General features: G+C 61.3%; 14 protein-coding genes. 1 reads left to right on the top strand and 13 read right to left on the bottom strand.

Annotated elements, in window-relative coordinates:
* Positions 1 to 35 precede the first annotated feature (35 nt).
* Both U5A08_RS15780 and U5A08_RS15775 read right to left on the bottom strand, forming a co-directional pair.
* Positions 36 to 824, bottom strand: a complete 789-nt coding sequence (locus U5A08_RS15780; RefSeq protein ID WP_321847369.1) for an SDR family NAD(P)-dependent oxidoreductase — start codon at positions 822 to 824, stop codon at positions 36 to 38.
* Between the two features lie 66 nt (positions 825 to 890).
* On the bottom strand, positions 891 to 1,991 hold the full coding sequence (locus U5A08_RS15775; protein ID WP_321847368.1) for an alkene reductase: 1,101 nt from the start codon (positions 1,989 to 1,991) through the stop codon (positions 891 to 893).
* A 147-nt stretch (positions 1,992 to 2,138) separates the two neighbouring features.
* On the opposite strand from U5A08_RS15775, the gene U5A08_RS15770 reads away from it, so the two are divergent.
* A complete protein-coding gene (locus U5A08_RS15770) occupies positions 2,139 to 2,714 on the top strand; it encodes a TetR/AcrR family transcriptional regulator (RefSeq protein WP_253400395.1) in 576 nt (191 codons plus the stop codon).
* A gap of 116 nt (positions 2,715 to 2,830) precedes the next feature.
* Here U5A08_RS15770 and U5A08_RS15765 read toward each other — a convergent pair whose 3' ends face one another.
* From U5A08_RS15765 to U5A08_RS15715, 11 genes are all read right to left on the bottom strand, one after another.
* Positions 2,831 to 3,865: a sensor histidine kinase gene (locus tag U5A08_RS15765; protein ID WP_253396231.1), complete on the bottom strand. Its 1,035-nt coding sequence runs from the start codon at positions 3,863 to 3,865 to the stop codon at positions 2,831 to 2,833.
* A 9-nt stretch (positions 3,866 to 3,874) separates the two neighbouring features.
* On the bottom strand, positions 3,875 to 5,350 hold the full coding sequence (locus tag U5A08_RS15760; RefSeq protein ID WP_253396229.1) for an ATPase domain-containing protein: 1,476 nt from the start codon (positions 5,348 to 5,350) through the stop codon (positions 3,875 to 3,877).
* Positions 5,347 to 5,781: a hypothetical protein gene (locus U5A08_RS15755; RefSeq protein ID WP_321847367.1), complete on the bottom strand. Its 435-nt coding sequence runs from the start codon at positions 5,779 to 5,781 to the stop codon at positions 5,347 to 5,349. Before U5A08_RS15755 ends, U5A08_RS15760 begins: the two co-directional genes overlap by 4 nt.
* Before the next feature lie 243 nt (positions 5,782 to 6,024).
* Positions 6,025 to 8,184 carry a TonB-dependent siderophore receptor gene (locus tag U5A08_RS15750; RefSeq protein ID WP_321847366.1) on the bottom strand — a complete coding sequence of 720 codons (2,160 nt, stop codon included), beginning with the start codon at positions 8,182 to 8,184 and terminating at the stop codon, positions 6,025 to 6,027.
* Positions 8,185 to 8,446: 262 nt separating this feature from the next.
* Complete coding sequence (locus U5A08_RS15745; protein ID WP_321847365.1) at positions 8,447 to 11,005, bottom strand: autotransporter family protein; 2,559 nt, start codon at positions 11,003 to 11,005, stop codon at positions 8,447 to 8,449.
* Between the two features lie 221 nt (positions 11,006 to 11,226).
* The gene (locus U5A08_RS15740; protein ID WP_321847364.1) at positions 11,227 to 11,988 is read right to left on the bottom strand and encodes a PIG-L deacetylase family protein; all 762 of its coding nucleotides are present in this window, start codon (positions 11,986 to 11,988) and stop codon (positions 11,227 to 11,229) included.
* Positions 11,989 to 12,165: 177 nt separating this feature from the next.
* Entirely contained in the window at positions 12,166 to 12,294 is a 129-nt protein-coding gene (locus U5A08_RS15735; RefSeq protein WP_321847363.1) for a hypothetical protein, read from the bottom strand.
* Positions 12,295 to 12,296: 2 nt separating this feature from the next.
* On the bottom strand, positions 12,297 to 12,428 hold the full coding sequence (locus U5A08_RS15730) for a hypothetical protein (RefSeq protein WP_425262805.1): 132 nt from the start codon (positions 12,426 to 12,428) through the stop codon (positions 12,297 to 12,299).
* Positions 12,425 to 13,423, bottom strand: coding sequence for an acyl-CoA dehydrogenase family protein (locus tag U5A08_RS15725; protein WP_321847362.1), 999 nt, complete (start codon positions 13,421 to 13,423; stop codon positions 12,425 to 12,427). Before U5A08_RS15725 ends, U5A08_RS15730 begins: the two co-directional genes overlap by 4 nt.
* A gap of 1 nt (position 13,424) precedes the next feature.
* A complete protein-coding gene (gene glgX / locus U5A08_RS15720) occupies positions 13,425 to 15,584 on the bottom strand; it encodes a glycogen debranching protein GlgX (protein WP_253396220.1) in 2,160 nt (719 codons plus the stop codon).
* A 129-nt stretch (positions 15,585 to 15,713) separates the two neighbouring features.
* On the bottom strand, positions 15,714 to 15,983 hold the full coding sequence (locus U5A08_RS15715; RefSeq protein WP_321847361.1) for a DUF2934 domain-containing protein: 270 nt from the start codon (positions 15,981 to 15,983) through the stop codon (positions 15,714 to 15,716).
* Positions 15,984 to 16,012: the final 29 nt, after the last annotated feature.

The following is a 16,012-nucleotide window of genomic DNA, read 5'->3' as shown; positions in this document are numbered from 1 at the left end:
AGATTGCGAGGCGAGGCCGACCGGCTCGACAGGGTTCAGACTTGAGTCAAATAGCGCGGCGCCACGACGGACTGTCTGATCTGCGCCAAAAGCCCCTGACGTGCGGTTTGCAGGGCATCCCAGCGCTCGCCTTCTTGCAGCGGCGGAATGGTCACCGGTTCGCGGCGGTCGAAGCCGACCAGTGCGGCATCGACCAGGTCAGCCACTTCCATGACTTCGCTCAAGGTGTTGATGTCGATCCCGGCGCGGTCCCAAATCTCCGTGCGGGTGGCGGCGGGCAATACGGCTTGCACATAAACACCCTGAGGCGAAAGTTCCAGGCTCAGGCCTTGGGAAAGGAACAGCACAAACGCCTTGGTCGCCCCATAGACCGACATGCCAAACTCAGGCGCCAGGCCCACCACCGAACCGATGTTGATGATTGCGCCTTCACCGGCTTTGGCCAGGCGTGGCGCGATGGCGCTGGCGAGTCGCACCAGCGCAGTGGTGTTGAGGGCCACCAGTTGCGCCACGCTGTCGGTGCTTTGCTCGATGAAGCTGCCGGACTGCGCGGCACCGGCATTGTTGACGAGGATGCCGATGCGCGCGTCATCCCGCAGGCGCGCTTCGACGGTGTGCAGGTCGCTGAGTTGAGTCAGGTCGGCCGCAAGCACTTCAACGGCGACGTTGTGTTCGCCACGCAACTTTACGGCGAGCGTTTCCAGGCGCGTGTGGTCGCGGGCGACCAACACCAGATCATGCCCGCGTTGGGCAAAACGCTCGGCGTAAACCGCGCCGATGCCAGTGGAAGCGCCAGTGATGAGAACGCTAGGGTAAGTCGTCATGATGTCAGCTCTTTATCTGGAACGTGGATTGATGCACGAATAAAACCGGGCTCGATCAGCCAATGCTTAGTTCGCGCGGGTGCTGGATTCGGCAAGCGTGGGGTAGTCGATGTATCCCGCCGCGCCGCCGCCGTAGAGCGTGGCGGGGTCGAAGGCGGACAGTGGCGCATCGGTCTTGAGCCGCTCCACCAGATCGGGGTTGGCGATAAAAGGCCGGCCAAACGCGATCAGGTCGGCCTTGTCATGCGCAAGGCGGGCCGTGGCCAGGTCCAGGTCATAGCCGTTGTTGGCGATGTAAGTGTTCTTGAAGCGCTGGCGCAAGGCGTCGAAATCAAAGGGCGCCACGTCGCGTGGCCCGCCGGTCGCGCCTTCGACGACGTGTAGATAAACGATGTCCAGAGCGTTGAGCTGATCAACGATGTAATCGAACTGAGCCTGTGGATCACTGCTCGATACACCATTGGCCGGCGAGACAGGCGAAAGGCGAATGCCCGTGCGATCCGCACCAATCTCGGCGGCCACCGCGGCCGTCACTTCCAGCAGCAGACGCGCACGGTTTTCGATAGAGCCGCCATAGGCATCGGTACGCAGGTTGGCGCCATCCTTGATGAACTGATCCAGCAAATAGCCGTTTGCAGCATGGATTTCCACGCCATCGAAGCCTGCCGCAATGGCGTTTGCCGCCGCTTGGCGGAAATCGTTGACGATGCCCGGTAATTCGTCAGCGTCCAATGCTCGCGGCTCGGAAACGTCCTCGAAGCGGTTATTGACGAACACCTTGGTCGCGGGACGCAGCGCCGAAGGGGCTACCGGCGCCGCGCCGTGCGGTTGCAGATCGACGTGGGAAACACGACCCACATGCCACAGTTGCAGGAAAATTCTCCCGCCCTTGGCGTGTACGGCATCGGTCACCTTGCGCCATCCCTGTATCTGAGCCGGTGTGTAAATGCCTGGCGTGTCCTGATAGCCCTGTCCCTGCTGGGATATCTGCGAGGCTTCGGAAATCAGCAAGCCCGCGCTGGCCCGCTGGCTGTAATAGGCCGCAGCAAATTCACTCGGTACAAAGCCTTTCCCGGCGCGATTGCGCGTCAGCGGGGCGAGAACCACGCGATTTGACAGTTTCAGCGCGCCAAGCGTGTAAGGGGTAAACAGATTATGGTCGCTCATGGGTGTTTGTTCCGTGCCCGTTGGTGAATTTCACATTGCTGGCATTTAGGATGATGATCGAAATCTAAGTTGTCAATAACTTTGATTATGACCAACATCTATGTATCATCAACCCACCATTTTCCAAGCGGGAACGAGGTATCGAACATGCGGGTGACCAAGGCCCAGGCCCAGGCAAATCGGGAACACATCGTCGAAACGGCCTCGGGCCTGTTTCGCGAACGCGGTTTTGACGGTGTCGGCGTGGCCGATTTGATGGCCGCTGCCGGTTTCACCCATGGCGGTTTCTACAAACATTTCGGTTCGAAGGCCGACTTGATGGCTGAGGCTTCGGCCAACAGCCTTGCGCAATCGCTGAGCAGCGCTGAATCACTGAGCATCAAGGATTTCATCGATGTGTATGTGTCCAGGGATCATCGCGACGGGCGCGGCACGGGTTGCACCATGGCGGCTTTGTGCGGCGACGCTGCGCGTCAGTCCGGCGATTTGAAGTCAGCATTCTCTGAGGGCATTGAGCGCACGCTGCAAGTTCTCGGCGAAAAATACCCGACCAGGGCGGATGCGCCAGCGGGTGAGGCTAGGGAGGCAATGATCGACCTGCTGGCGCGTGCGGTCGGCGCTATCGTGTTATCGCGCGCCTGTCCTGACGACTCGGCGCTGGCGGATGAAATTCTGGCGGTGTGTCACGCGAAGATGACCGCATCATTACCTATTCAATCGTAGGTTCATTTCGCATAGGGAACAGAGGGTTGTCAGCACAAGACGTGCTGACTTGCTTCACTTCGTCGTTGGCCGACACGAATGAAGGTCTGGTTTCGGCCCCGAGTGTGTAAAGCTGTTCATGGTCCTTTCTGGCTGGCTGCCAACGGTAGCGTCACCACAAACTCACTTCCTTTTCCATCCCCCTCGCTCATTCCCGTCACCGTTCCCCCGTGTGCTTCAACCAACTCTCGAACGACCGTCAATCCAATACCCAGGCCGGCGCCGTTGAAACCTATGGCGTGAGAGTCTTGAACATAAGGGTCAAAAATAAACGGCAATGCTTGCGCCGTAACGCCAATACCATTGTCGGAAATAGTCATTGTCAAAACACTGCCTTCTACGGTTACACAGAGTTTGATTCTGCCGCCGACGGGCGTGTATTTGGCTGCATTGGCCAGAAGGTTGTGGATAATCTGCGCGAGACGCCCCGGGTCGCCATTGATCATCAAAACGCGATCGGGCAGATCGACATCGAAATGCTGCTGTTGCGCAGTCGTGAGCGGGCGACAGGCATCAATTGCACCTTCAAGAATCTGCATCATGTCGACCTCGCGGCGATTGATTCGCAGCTTGCCCGTGCTGGCGCGGGAGACATCCAGCAGGTCATCGACCAGTTGTGAAATATGCTGTACCTGGCCCTCGATCAACTCACGCATTCGCGGCAGTTGCTCGCTGGGCAGGCGCACCATCCGTTCTGCAATCAAACTGATGGGGGTCAGCGGGTTTCTCAGCTCATGGGCGACCATCGCCAGTATGTTTTTTTGCTGACTCAGCGCGCGCTCGGCTGTCGCCTGAAGTTCCTGGGCACTGAGTGCCGCTATGACCAGTTGCGCGTTGGCCTCCCGCAACTCCTGGTACAAACTCAGTTCTTCCAAACGAGGGGGAGTTACAGCGTCTGATTGCGCCAGGAGTATCGCCAACACCAGTTGCTGGTTGACCTCGATCACCTGCTCGACCTGCTGGGTATCCACCAGACGGCTGCTGGCGTCGCTCAACTGTTGTTGCAGGGCCGCCAATACGGCGCGCGCCTCAACCGTTTTTTGACCGAGCAAGAACAGTTCGTGAGCGGCATTCGCCTTCTCACGCTCGTTCTCGCTGTTGGTATAGCTCATGAGTCGGGCTCAAACATTGTGATCTCCCGCGTGTATCGTCCCTATGCGGTGACTCGTCGGACGACCGCCCAGCAGCCCCTCCTGATCGGCGAGCATTTCGCCAATCTGCAGGCCGTGGTCGTCGATGTGATACTGGCGCAACTCATCGGAATGGGCGCTGGCACGCACTTTGACGACGGCCATGATCCGCAGCAAACGGCTCTGCACTTCAATATAGCGCTGGACAATGATTGCATCGGTAAGAAAGGCTGTGCCGTAAGGGCTGAAACGCAGGTCGGTGTAGCGATCCTCCAACTCCGATGTCATCAACACACTGACCCCGGCGCGTGTCAACGCAGTGACCATGCGCGACAACGACTCACGGAAGTCTTCACGAAAGGTCGGCGCCAGCGCCAACTCAAAGCCTGACAGCGAATCGATCACCACGCGTGTGGCGTTCAACCGGCTGATTTCGCTGAGCAGCAACTGGACGACTTCGTCGATGGACAGGTCCGGTGCCCGGCTATCGACCAAGCCAACCTGACCGGTCTGAATCAGGTTGCTCAACATCGCGTTTTGCGAGTGGTTGGGGCGTTGTTCAAACACCGCGATCACGCCGGTTTCACCATTGCGTGCGCCTTCGGCCAGGAACGTCGCCGCCAGAATGCTTTTGCCTGAACCTGACGGGCCAGCCACCAGCAACGAATACCCCTGGGGCAACCCGCCGCCGAGCATTTCGTCGAGCCGTGGCACGCCCATTTTCAGGCGTTTGATCGGGAACTTCAGCGGCGTTTCAACCGGGTTGAGGGGCGCTGGAGCAAAGACCTTGATCCCCGAGGTGGCGATACGGAAGGTGTGCAGGCCGGGCAATGTCGGCTGGCCGCGCATTTTCATGATTTCCATCTTGCGCACCATCGAATTGCGCTCGACGCTTTGGCGCAGCCAGATCAAACCATCGGCCACGGTGAAAATCGGGTTCGTGTCTGTTTCAGTGAAGTATTCACCGATTAGAAACGTCGTCGCCTGCCAGGTCGTCATCAACATGCCCAGTTGCTGAACGAACTGCGGCAAATTGTTGTTGGGGTTGTCCTGGGTCTGACTGGCCAGCACCACCGAGCGAAACGAGTCGACAAACACCAGCGCCGGCGAATATGCCTCCACCTCGCTGACGATGCGTCGTAGCACCTCGTCCAAATTGCCTGCCAGGGTATCGTCCGCCAAGTTGATATAGCGGATCGACTGGTTGATCGTCTGGCTGTCGAAAAAATCGAATTGCTGCTGATAACGCAGCATTTTCAGCGGCGGTTCGCCAAGCACCGTAAAAAACAGCGCGGGGCGTTCGGGCGTCGCAAGGGCGAACATCATCTGATGCGCCAGGGTTGTCTTGCCGCAGCCCGGGGGGCCGGCGATCAGGTTGAACGAAAACTCCGGCAACCCTCCGCCCAGCACCTCGTCCAGTCCTGGCACGCCGGTGGCCAGACGATTGATTGTCACTTTGGTGCTCATGGCGAATTTTCCTGCGAAGGGGTGTCACTCAAAGAGGGTTCCCACACGCCGCGCAGCAAACGGACGGTCAGTGCAGGCCCGATCAGCGTGGTCAGCAGCTCATAAAACGTGGTCAACAGCACTTCACCGAGATGCAGTGCATCGACCGCGCTTTGCTCGACCAGTACGGATTTGAGGGCAATCAGATCCGGTGCGGCCTGCGCGCTGTCATTAACGCCAGCCAGTTGAGGGTGGGCGCAGGCGCACAAATGCACGCTTCGCCGATACATCGCAACGACGCCTTGCCGGCCGATAATGGGGGTCAGTGCGGCGTCCATCGCTTGCAAGATTGAAACGATCGCCTCGGCGATTCTTGCGACATCAGCGTTGGGGCCAACACGGCACGCCAGAGAAGCTACGATCTGGCGGCTCTCTTCGCTTAGTGTGGACATGACGGACTAATATCTGATGGACAGCATTTGATGGTACACCCTGTAGCAAATTACTGAGGCTCTAATAACCACTTCTTTGCCGCGGGCTATTGCCCGCGGGATACATATCGTCATGGCGAATCAAGCGCAGGGGCGTTTTGGGTCGACTCGCGACTCATGCGACTTATAAAGCAGCGCCATACTCAATCAGCCCCTGGCTGGGCTGCCTGTTCTTTTGCTCAATAGTCCCGGGCGCCGCAACCGTCAGAAACTGTACTTCGCCGTCACGCCAAAGCTGCGCGGGTTGCCGTAGGTGTCGGTGGAGCCCCAGGTTGGGCTGGTGCCGATCGCCGAGTAGTAGGTGCGATCGAAGAGGTTGTTCGCGTTCACTTGCAGGTCCAGGTGCTTGCTCACTTGGTAACCGGCCATCACGTCCGCCACTGCATAGCTGCCTTGCTCCAGGCGATAGTAGCTGCCGTTGGCGAGGGCGATGTTGTTGTACATGCGGCTTTGCCAGTAGACGTTGCCACCGATGCGCAGTTTTTCCAGCGGGCCCTGGAAGCGGTAGGACGTGGTGAGTTTGAACAGGCGCTCCGGGGTATCGGGATCGAAACGCTGGTTGTCGTTGGCGGGGTTGCTGTCCTTGATGAAATGCGCGCGGGTGTAGGTGAAGCCGCCGCCGACTTGCCAGTTCTCGGTGAGGGCGCCTTGCAGTTCCAGGTCGATACCCTGGCTGCGCACCAGGCCGGCAGCGCCATAGCAGGTGAGCACCGGGCAACCGGCCTGGGTGGCGGCGGTGGTGGCGCGGTTTTTCTGGTCGATCTGGAACACCGCCAGGCTGGCGTTGAGCGCGCCGTTGAAGTATTCGCCCTTGATGCCGACTTCGTAGTTTTCGCCCACGATCGGTTCCAGCACCTTGCCTGAGAGGTCTTTTTCGCTTTGTGGGGTGAAGATGTCGGTGTAGCTGGTGTAGACCGAGTGGTGCTCGTCGAGGTCGTAGATCACTCCGGCGTAACGCGTCAGGTTGCGCGTGACTTTGTAGTCGCCGTCTTGGCTTTGGCGGTCTTCATAGTCGTACCAGTCCAGGCGCGCACCCAGGATGACCTTGAGCGGGTCGGCCAGGTTCAGGCGCGTGGTCAGGTAGACGCCGTCCTGGGTGGTGAGGCTGTGGGATTTGCCGTTGCGCTGGAAGTCGGGTTTGGCGCCGTTGAGCGGGTAATTGGTGTCGTAAGGGCTGTATTCCTTGGAGGTGGCGTCGTAAATGCGTTTGCTGGTGCCGACCACCACTTCGTGGGTGCGGCCGAAGGCCTCGACCGGGCCGCTGGCGAAGGTGTCGAAGGCGTACTGTTGGTCGTCCTGGTGCGATTGATAGGCGGTGCGCGCCAACTCGGTTTGGTAGCGCGACTGGTAACTGCCGGTGAACACGCCGTCCAACTGCGACGCGGAGCCGGAGACGTTGAGTTTCCAGCCATTGTCGAAGCGGTGCTGGACGTCGCCGAACACGGTGTTGATCGTCAGCTCCTTGTTTTCCCAGTCGCTGCCGGGGTTGGTGGAGCGGGGCAGGTTCAGGTGATGGCCGTCTGTGCCGATGGGCAGGCCACCCCAGAAGAGGTTGGTCTGGTCTTCCTGACGCGAGAAGCCGAGGGTGGCGGTGGTGTCTTCGCTCAGGTCGGCTTCGCTGATGGCGTAGAACAGGCCGTGGTCGCTGGTTTCGTTGTCACGGAAGCTGTTGGCGTCGCGGTACGAACCGACCACGCGGCCGCGCAGGGTGCCGCTGTCGTTCAAGGCGCTGGAAGCGTCGAGTTCCATGCGGTAGTCATCCCAACTGCCGGCGGCGCCGGTGATTGACACCTGCGGCGTAGCGGTGGGGCGCTTGCGCACAAAGTTGATCGCTGCCGACGGGTTGCCGGCGCCGGTGACCAGGCCGGTGGCGCCGCGAATCACTTCGACCCGGTCGAACATCGCCAGGTTGGGCTGCACGCTGTTGGCGTAGCTCGAATAGGCGCTGGGCAGGCCGTCGAACATCATGTTGTCGATGTCAAAACCGCGCGATTTGTAACTTTGTCGCCCTGGCCCGTTAGCCTGGCTGAGGAACAGGCCAGGCGTGTTCTTGACCACGTCGTTGACGCTGGTCATGGCCTGGTCGTCCATGCGCTGGCGGGTGATCACGGTCACGGACTGCGGGGTTTCGCGCATGGTCAACGGCAACTTGGTGGCCGTCGCCATGGGCCCGGTGGTGTACGACTGGGTGCCTTCGGTGGTCTCGCCGAGTTGCTCGCCGCTGATCTCGGTGGCGCCCAGTTCAAGCGGTGCCGGTGCTTTTTCGGTGTCGGCCGCCAGCGTTGTCTGGGTGCCGCTGAGGCAGATGGCCAATGCCAGTAGACTGGGTGAAAAACGCGTGCCGACAGGTTGTTGAACGAACATGAATCTGAGCCTCCCCGAGTGCCTTTAATGGCGAATGATAAGCGAATCGATAACTATTCGTATCAGTGTGGCAGATTGAATCCGGCCAAAAAAGGCTTTGGGGGGAATTGCTTAACGAATTTTTCACATTTTGCTGGCTGGCAGTTCACCGCCCGCGCAGGAAATCATCCGAAGTCGCCGCGGTTGCGTGAGGCCGCAACCGCCAGCGGGCTGGCGGTCAAGCCGACGATATTGCGTGGCAGCACGGCGGCAAACGTGACTGTCAGAATTCCATTCGCAGGCCCACGGTGCCTTGTCGGCTGTTGAGCATCTGGCTATCCAGGTTGCGGTTATAGCCGACTTCGCTGTACAGGCTGACGCCCTTGGCCACCTCCAGCGTGGCACCCAGACTCAGGCCCAGGGAGGTGGACTTCTGTTCGGTGTCGATGTCCGTCACACCGTTAAAGGTGACGGTGTTCTGCCCGGCGCCGGTATGCCAGATATTGGCCCGCACGTAGGGCTGCAACGGCAGGCCACGGACCTGATAGTCGCCCCGCAGGCGTATGCCCAGGCGGGTGGTGACGCTGGTGTCGGCGTTGTAGGCCACGTCGGAGATGCCATCGTTCTGACTGTCCAGCTTGGTCCGGCTCACGATCACTTGAGCCTGGGGTTCAGCCACCCAATTGTCCGTCATCTGGAACGGCCAGCCGACCTCGGCGGAAGCGGCGACGTTGTGCCCGCGAGTCTTCATCTTCACCCCTCGGTCCGATTCGTTGTTGCCATCGAAGCGGGTGCCCATGAGCACCAGATCGAGGTAGGCCTGGTTGGCGCCGATCAGCGTCCAGTACACGCCCAGGCTGTCACCGCGCAGGGTGGTGTTGCCGGCGGCCTTGTCCTGCCAGCCGCCGTTGAAGCCCTTGACGTCGCCTTTCAAGCGGCTGTGGCCAACGAAGAAACCGGCCCGCTGCACGCCACCGTTGTCGGTGGTGCTCGCATACACATCCGTACCGATCTGGAACGCGGACATCGAACTGTTCAGCGTAGGGCTCACCGTGCCGGCGAAACTCTGGCGGCTGCTGTTGCCATAAATACGCCCCCAACCGGCTGGGAAGGCGCCGGTCTGCTGTTGCTGGCTCTGATCGCCCATGCGTTCGTGATAGGTGCCCAGCATGGCCTGGATAATTTGTTGCGCGGCGGGGAACAACGCCGCATAGATCGGCACTTCCGGGCGGTAGATCGGGAGCGGCTTGTCTTCCGGATTGGGCGGCAGTTCAGGCGTGCCTACCACCGGTTCGGGCAGCGGTGTCACCGGGCCCGGCAGTGGCGTCACCGGCACCGATGAACGCAGGTAGTAGTTTTCACCCGAACCCGCTTTGTCGCCGCCTTTGAACAGGTAGTAGTCGAAGGCGCCTGCCGATACCCGGTTGGCCAGGGTGAAGTGGGTGCCGGTGCCGCTGGCGCCGTTGATTGCCCGGACTACCTGGATACCGTCCTGCACGGTTTCGGCACCCGGCCCTGCGAGATTGGTCACACTGATGGGGGTAGTGCCGCTGATCGTGCCTGTGCTGACCACCAGCAAATCGCTGGGTGAGCCGTCGCCGCCCAGGACACTTTGCAGGGCGAGCCGGCCGCCGGTGCCGTTGTAGTTACCGTTGACCGTCAGGGTGTCGGTGGCGCTGGTACTGCCGGTGGTCATGTCGATCAGGCCACCGTTGTTCAAGGTGACGGATTGGCCGGCGGTAAAGGGGTTGATCGAACCGGTAGTGACGGTCAATTTGCTCGACCCGTCGATGGTCATGTTGCCGGTGCCGGTTTCGTTGTCGCCCAATGTGAAAGCGCCGCCCAGTTTGAGGTCCGAGCCATTATCCAGCAGCACCTGCTCCCAGCCTGTGTAGCGCGTGGAGACCTCGGTCTGCGTGTTGTCGAACGTGAGTGTGTCGTTGCCCAGGCCGCCATCCACCAGCGGGTTGGAGGACAGCAGCGTTTCGTTGAGGTTTTTCAGCAGCGCGGTGTCGTCGCCGGCCCCCATGACGATCAAGCCGTTGACCTTGCCACCGTCGTGCCAGATCAACTGGTCGTTACCGAAACTGGCGAGGATTTGCCCGTTGACCGTGCCGCCGCTGATTTCAATCAAGTCATCGCCGCCGCTGGTGCTGATGTTGCCGCCGATGTAACTGGTGCCCGAGACCAGAATATGGTCGTTGCCGAACCCGGTGACCAGATTGCCCAGAATGGTGCCGCCTTGCATGTCGAACACGTTGTTATCGAGCTTCATATCGACCCGGCCAATGGTGCCGCCACTCATCGTGGCTCGGTCGCCGTCTTCAAACGCGCCGGTGATGGTGCCGCCGCTCATGTTGAAGGTGTCCAGGCCATCACCTTGGGCCAGGGAGGCGATGGTGCCGCCGCTCATGGCAAAGCTGTCGATGCCGGCGCCTTGGCTGATCGCACCCGCCTGCCCGCCGGTGATCTGCGCCACGTCCGCGCCTGCGCCTTGAGTGACCGAGCCGGTGACGCTGCCCAGGTTCAGCCGGAAAATATTCGCGCCGTCGCCCTGGTTCAGCGCACCGTTGAGCGCCGCCGTCGGCCCATTCACGTCCACCAGGTCGTTACCCGCCCCGAAGGTGACATTGCCGTTGATCGCGCCGCTGCCGCTGATATTCAGGGTGTTGTTGCCGCCGGTGTCGGTAAAGCCCGGCGCCGAGGCACTGTCGCATGTGGAGATATCATCGCCGGCGGTGTTGTTGACCGTGCATGCGCCATACGAGGCGAGTGGCCATGCCATCACGGCAATGATTGAGCTGATACCCAGGCACAGCAGGGAAGATATCGATGTGCGCATGACCCGTCCTCGTTCGAAGCAAGCATCGCCCGGCACCTGGGCAAGCAGGTGCGGTTCGGACCATGGCAACAACGAACGCGATACGGATTAGGGACTGCCGGTTACCCATTCTGAAAACATCGGCCAATGCAAAGGGTTGGCATGGCTTTCTCGATTGCACCTTAGTCGCACATCCAAGGGGCCGCTACTGTCAGAAATAACAGGTATAGACGAGTTAGGATCTAGACAAACACGATCTCATAAGGCTCGCGCATCCGCTCCAGCAGCACCTGGGCGAGCATCGGCGCCAGCCCGATCTCCGGGTCTCCGGCCAGTTGGCTGGCATAGGCATGGGCCGCGTGCAGTTTGCGCGCCACGCCCCAGGTATCGAGGCGTACCTTGCGCGCACGCTGCCAGGGGATCATCGAACCTTCCCGTGCCGTCCAATGCCAGGCCCAGATCGGCAGCTCATACAGACGCGCGCCGGTCAGGCTGCACGCCTTTGCGCTGGCACGGCCGACGGCGTCGTGGTCATCGTTGCCGTCGTTGCGCCAGGTGGTGAAGACCACATCGCCGGGCTGCAAGTAACGCGCAATGAGTTGGCTGACGGGGTGTTCACTGGCGGCGAGCGCGTCATCGCGAAACCCGCCGCGAATCCACTTCAGGCTGTGCAGTGGCATGCCCAACCGGCGCAGCGCTTCGACGCTTTCCTGCGGCCGCACCACGCTCAAGCGGCTCGCCGGCCAGACATTCGAGCCGGGATGGCTGGCGCTGCCGTCAGTGATGGAAATCAACAGGATCGGGTGTTCAAGGGTGCTGAGCCGTTGCAGCAAACCGCCACAGGCCAACACTTCATCGCCCGGGTGGGGCGCGATGATGACCACCCGCGCGCCCGGGGGAACCAACGAGTGGGGATGAATAGCGGGAATTTGTGCCAACTGTGGGGCACTGTTCCAGATTTGCGCTGGGCCGCGGCGGCCTTCGCTCAGGGAGGCGGGCTTCATGGGAGTCACGTCCTTGTCAGTTGATGCAGGGTCGTAGCCCGTTGACGGGACGACGCTCTTTTATTGGCCGCAGGCTGCGCTGCAGTGTTCGCTCGGCATTCCATCCCTGGATTGCCGGCAGGGCGTCATCAGCATAGTCAAGGATTCGCCGCTTTCACATCCTGTAACCACGATTTTTTAAGGGGCCTGCATCTGGCTCTTCAAGTCATCGCCAAAGCCACCTTCGGCGCGGCAGTCCAGGCGGGCGCGATCAATCAGGCGGCCGAGGTCATCGGCGTCGAGGTAGTAACACAGTTCACTTAGCACGATCAGGTCGAACCTGCGCGATGGCCTTCAGGCACCAACTGTTCGACGCTGATCTGCGCCAGTTCGGCCATGTGGGACGAGGCCTGCCACTGATGCAGCGGCGTGCCCTGGCCCACGATCGGATTGGCTTTCATAACTGCCACCTCCCTGGGGGCTCGCCGGCAACCTGTTCGCCGAGGGCGGCCAGGTCGCGCTCGGCATGGCTTTGACGCACATACACCGGCAGATCCGCCATCAGTTGGGCAAAGTGCGGGTCTTTGCCAAAAGGCCCCGCGCCGGCTGCGCGACCAACATGGCGCATGACCTGTTCAACCGTGTCTTCGAGGGCCGCGCGTACCTGTTGGGCCAATTGCCTGGCATCGGCGCGCGGGGCGCGGTCGATCTGCCGCGCACTGGCGCGCAGCACACAGGCGGCACTGTTCAAGGCACTGTCGACCGCGCCGAGGTGTGCCAGGGCATGCGGCTCGGGACGCCTGTTGCACTGCTCGCGCAGCACTTCGGCCAGGCGTTGCGCAGCGCCATACCAGCACGCCGCGATACCAACGCCGCCTTGCCAGAAACCGGGGCGGGCGAGGTAGTCGCCGGGCCCACCGACGGCAATCCCGGTGGCGCCCGCGAACAGAATGTCGACGCTGCCGGTGGCCGCCATGCCCACGGCATGCCAGCCCTCATCGGTCACGGTGATGCCGGGCTGGCCCATGTCCACTGCGACCAATTGCTGGCGATCCTCCTCGTCCCAGGCGGTCAGCAACCCATGGCTGACCACCGCCGCACCGGAGCACCAGGCTTTACGCCCCTCCAGCAGCAGGCGGTGGCCATCGCGCCGCGCCCGCACCCTGGCCGTCGGCGGTTCGGCTGCCCACATGCCCCAGATGCTGCCCTCCGGCGGCAACGGGCTGCGCAGCTCGGCAATGACGGCCAAGGCATCGGCGTGGCCTTCGAACAACTTGCACAGTCGCAGGTCGTGCCCGGCCACCTGGGCCAGACGACTGAACCGCTCAAGGGTCTGGCCACTGCCGGGGAAGGGCAGTTGGTCCAGGCCCGCTGCCTGCAGCGCCTTCAGGGCCGCGCCCAGAGCCTGCGTGTCCGCATAACCCCGGTAGCCTTGAAGGAACCCATGTAGACCCACGTCACACCTCGTCGTCGTGTTGCAGTTCAAACAGCAGCAGCGAGCGCCCGGTGACGGCGTATTCATGGTGGAAATCAAAGCGCTCCTGACCGCGTACCGCCGTGTCATTGGTGTCGAGCATGCAGGTCCAGAACTGGCCTTCCGGAACGGGGGGCAGGCTGAAATTGACCTGGTCGTGATGGGCGTTGACCACCAGCAGCAAGGTCGCATCGCCACCCGGACGGCGAATCCCGGTCTCCTGGGCACGGCCATCCATCAGCATGCCCAGGCAGCGGCCGTGGCTGTCTTCCCATTGCTCGGTGCTCATCTCGTTGCCATCCGGCGCGAGCCAGGTGACGTCCTTCACGCCGATCTCTTCGTTGTAGTCGCCCACCAGGAAACGGCCACGCCGCAGGATCGGGTAAGCCATGCGCAGTTTGATCAAGCGTTTCACAAACTTGAGCAGCGCCTTGCCGTCATCGTCCAACTCCCAGTTGACCCAGCCGATCTCGCTGTCCTGGCAATAGGCGTTGTTGTTGCCGTGCTGGGTACGCGCGAACTCATCCCCGGCCACCAGCATCGGCGTGCCCTGGGCGAGCAACAGGGTGGCGAAGAAATTGCGCATCTGGCGCAGGCGCAGGGCGTTGATTTCCGGGTCGTCGGTGGGACCTTCGACGCCATGGTTCCACGACAGGTTGTTGTTGCTGCCGTCCTGGTTGTTTTCGTCGTTGGCTTCGTTGTGCTTGTCGTTGTACGACACCAAGTCATGCAGGGTGAAACCGTCGTGGGCGGTGATGAAGTTCATCGAGCTGTAAGGCCTGCGGCCACGGTGATTGAACATTTCGCCCGACGCGGTCATACGTCCGGCGAAGTCCGCCAGTTGGCCGTCATCGCCTTTCCAGAAGGCGCGCACGGTGTCGCGGAAACGGTCGTTCCATTCCACCCAGCCCGGCGGGAAATTGCCCACCTGATAGCCGCCGGGGCCGCAGTCCCAGGGTTCGGCGATGAGTTTCAACTGGCGCAGTACCGGGTCTTGACGGCAGGCGACGAGGAAACTGTGGCGCTCGTCGAACCCGTCACGATAACGGCCGAGGATGGTCGCCAGGTCGAAGCGGAACCCGTCGACATGCATCTCGGTGGCCCAGTAGCGCAGGGAGTCGGTGACCATCTGCAGCACGCACGGGTGGCTCAGGTCCAGGGTGTTGCCGGTGCCGGAGTCGTTGATATAGAAACGCTTGTCGTCCGGCATCAGGCGGTAGTAGGAGGCGTTGTCGATGCCGCGCATGGACAGGGTCGGGCCGCGCTCGTTGCCTTCGGCGGTGTGGTTGTAGACCACGTCGAGGATCACTTCGAGCTTGGCTTCGTGCAGGTGCGCGACCATCTCCTTGAACTCGGCGATCTTACCGCTGGCCAGGTAGCGCGGGTCCGGCGCGAAGAAGGCGATGCTGTTGTAGCCCCAGTAGTTGGTCATGTCTTTTTCCAGCAAATGCTGGTCGTTGACAAAGGCATGTACCGGCAACAGTTCGACGGAAGAAATACCCAACTGACGGATGTGCTTGAGCACATCGTCTTCCATCAGCCCGGCGCAGGTGCCGCGCACGGCTTCGCCGACGCTGGGGTGACGCATGCTGATGCCGCGCAGGTGGGTTTCATAAATGATCGTGCGGTCCCACGGCACGCGCACCGGCTGGTCGTTGCCCCAGGTGTGCGCCGGGTCGATGACCTTGCACTTGGGCACGAAGGGCGCGCTGTCGCGTTCGTCGAAACTGAGGTCGTCGTCGGGGTGACCGATGGTGTAGCCGAACAGCGCTTCGGACCATTTAAGTGCGCCCACCAGCTGTTTGGCGTAGGGGTCGATCAGCAATTTGTGGTGGTTGAAACGGTGGCCGTTGGCCGGGTCATACGCGCCGTACACACGGTAGCCGTAAATCAGCCCAGGGTGGGCGTCGGGCAGGTAGCCGTGGAAGATCTCATCGGTGTATTCGGGAAGTTCGATACGTTCGAGCTCGACAACGCCGGCGTCGTCGAACAGGCACAGCTCGACTTTGGTGGCGTTGGCCGAGAACAGCGCAAAGTTGACACCCAGGCCGTCCCAGGTCGCACCCAGGGGGAAGGGCAAACCTTCGCGAATCCGCGACGGCTCGGGGGCCGGCGTCGCTGGGGTTTTATCGGCTTTGCTCATTGTGTTGCTCCTGCACAGGTCTTTTTTCGGGCCGAACGTGGCCCTGCTGACGAGGGTTCAGCTGATGATCCAGAAAGTGCTCGACCTCCGACCGGGGTTGCCGGTGGGAGGTTCATGAGGCCACAGGGTTTACGGCTTGGGTTTTTTCGCGGCCGCCGGCTTTTTAGCCGCCGGCGCTGCCGGTTTGCCTGGGGCCGCTGCCGGCGGCTTGGCTTTCGCTGTGGGCTTGGCTGGGGTTTTCGGCTTGGCGGCGGGTTTGGGTTTGCTTGGCGTCAGCGCTTCGGCCTCGGCCAGCTTGCGGGCCATCTCCCAATGGCGCGCCTCCTGACCTTGCGGCTTACCCTCCGATTCCCAGATCTGATACGCGAATTCTCGAACACGTTTGTCTTCAGTACTCATCACAATGCTCCTCGCAGAAAATTTCAGCT

The organism is Pseudomonas paraveronii (genome assembly GCF_963681955.1).
In the GTDB taxonomy this organism is placed as follows: Bacteria; Pseudomonadota; Gammaproteobacteria; order Pseudomonadales; family Pseudomonadaceae; genus Aquipseudomonas; species Aquipseudomonas paraveronii.
The sequence above is the reverse complement of the archived record's forward strand: the minus strand, read 5'-3'. Positions and strand labels throughout refer to the sequence as shown.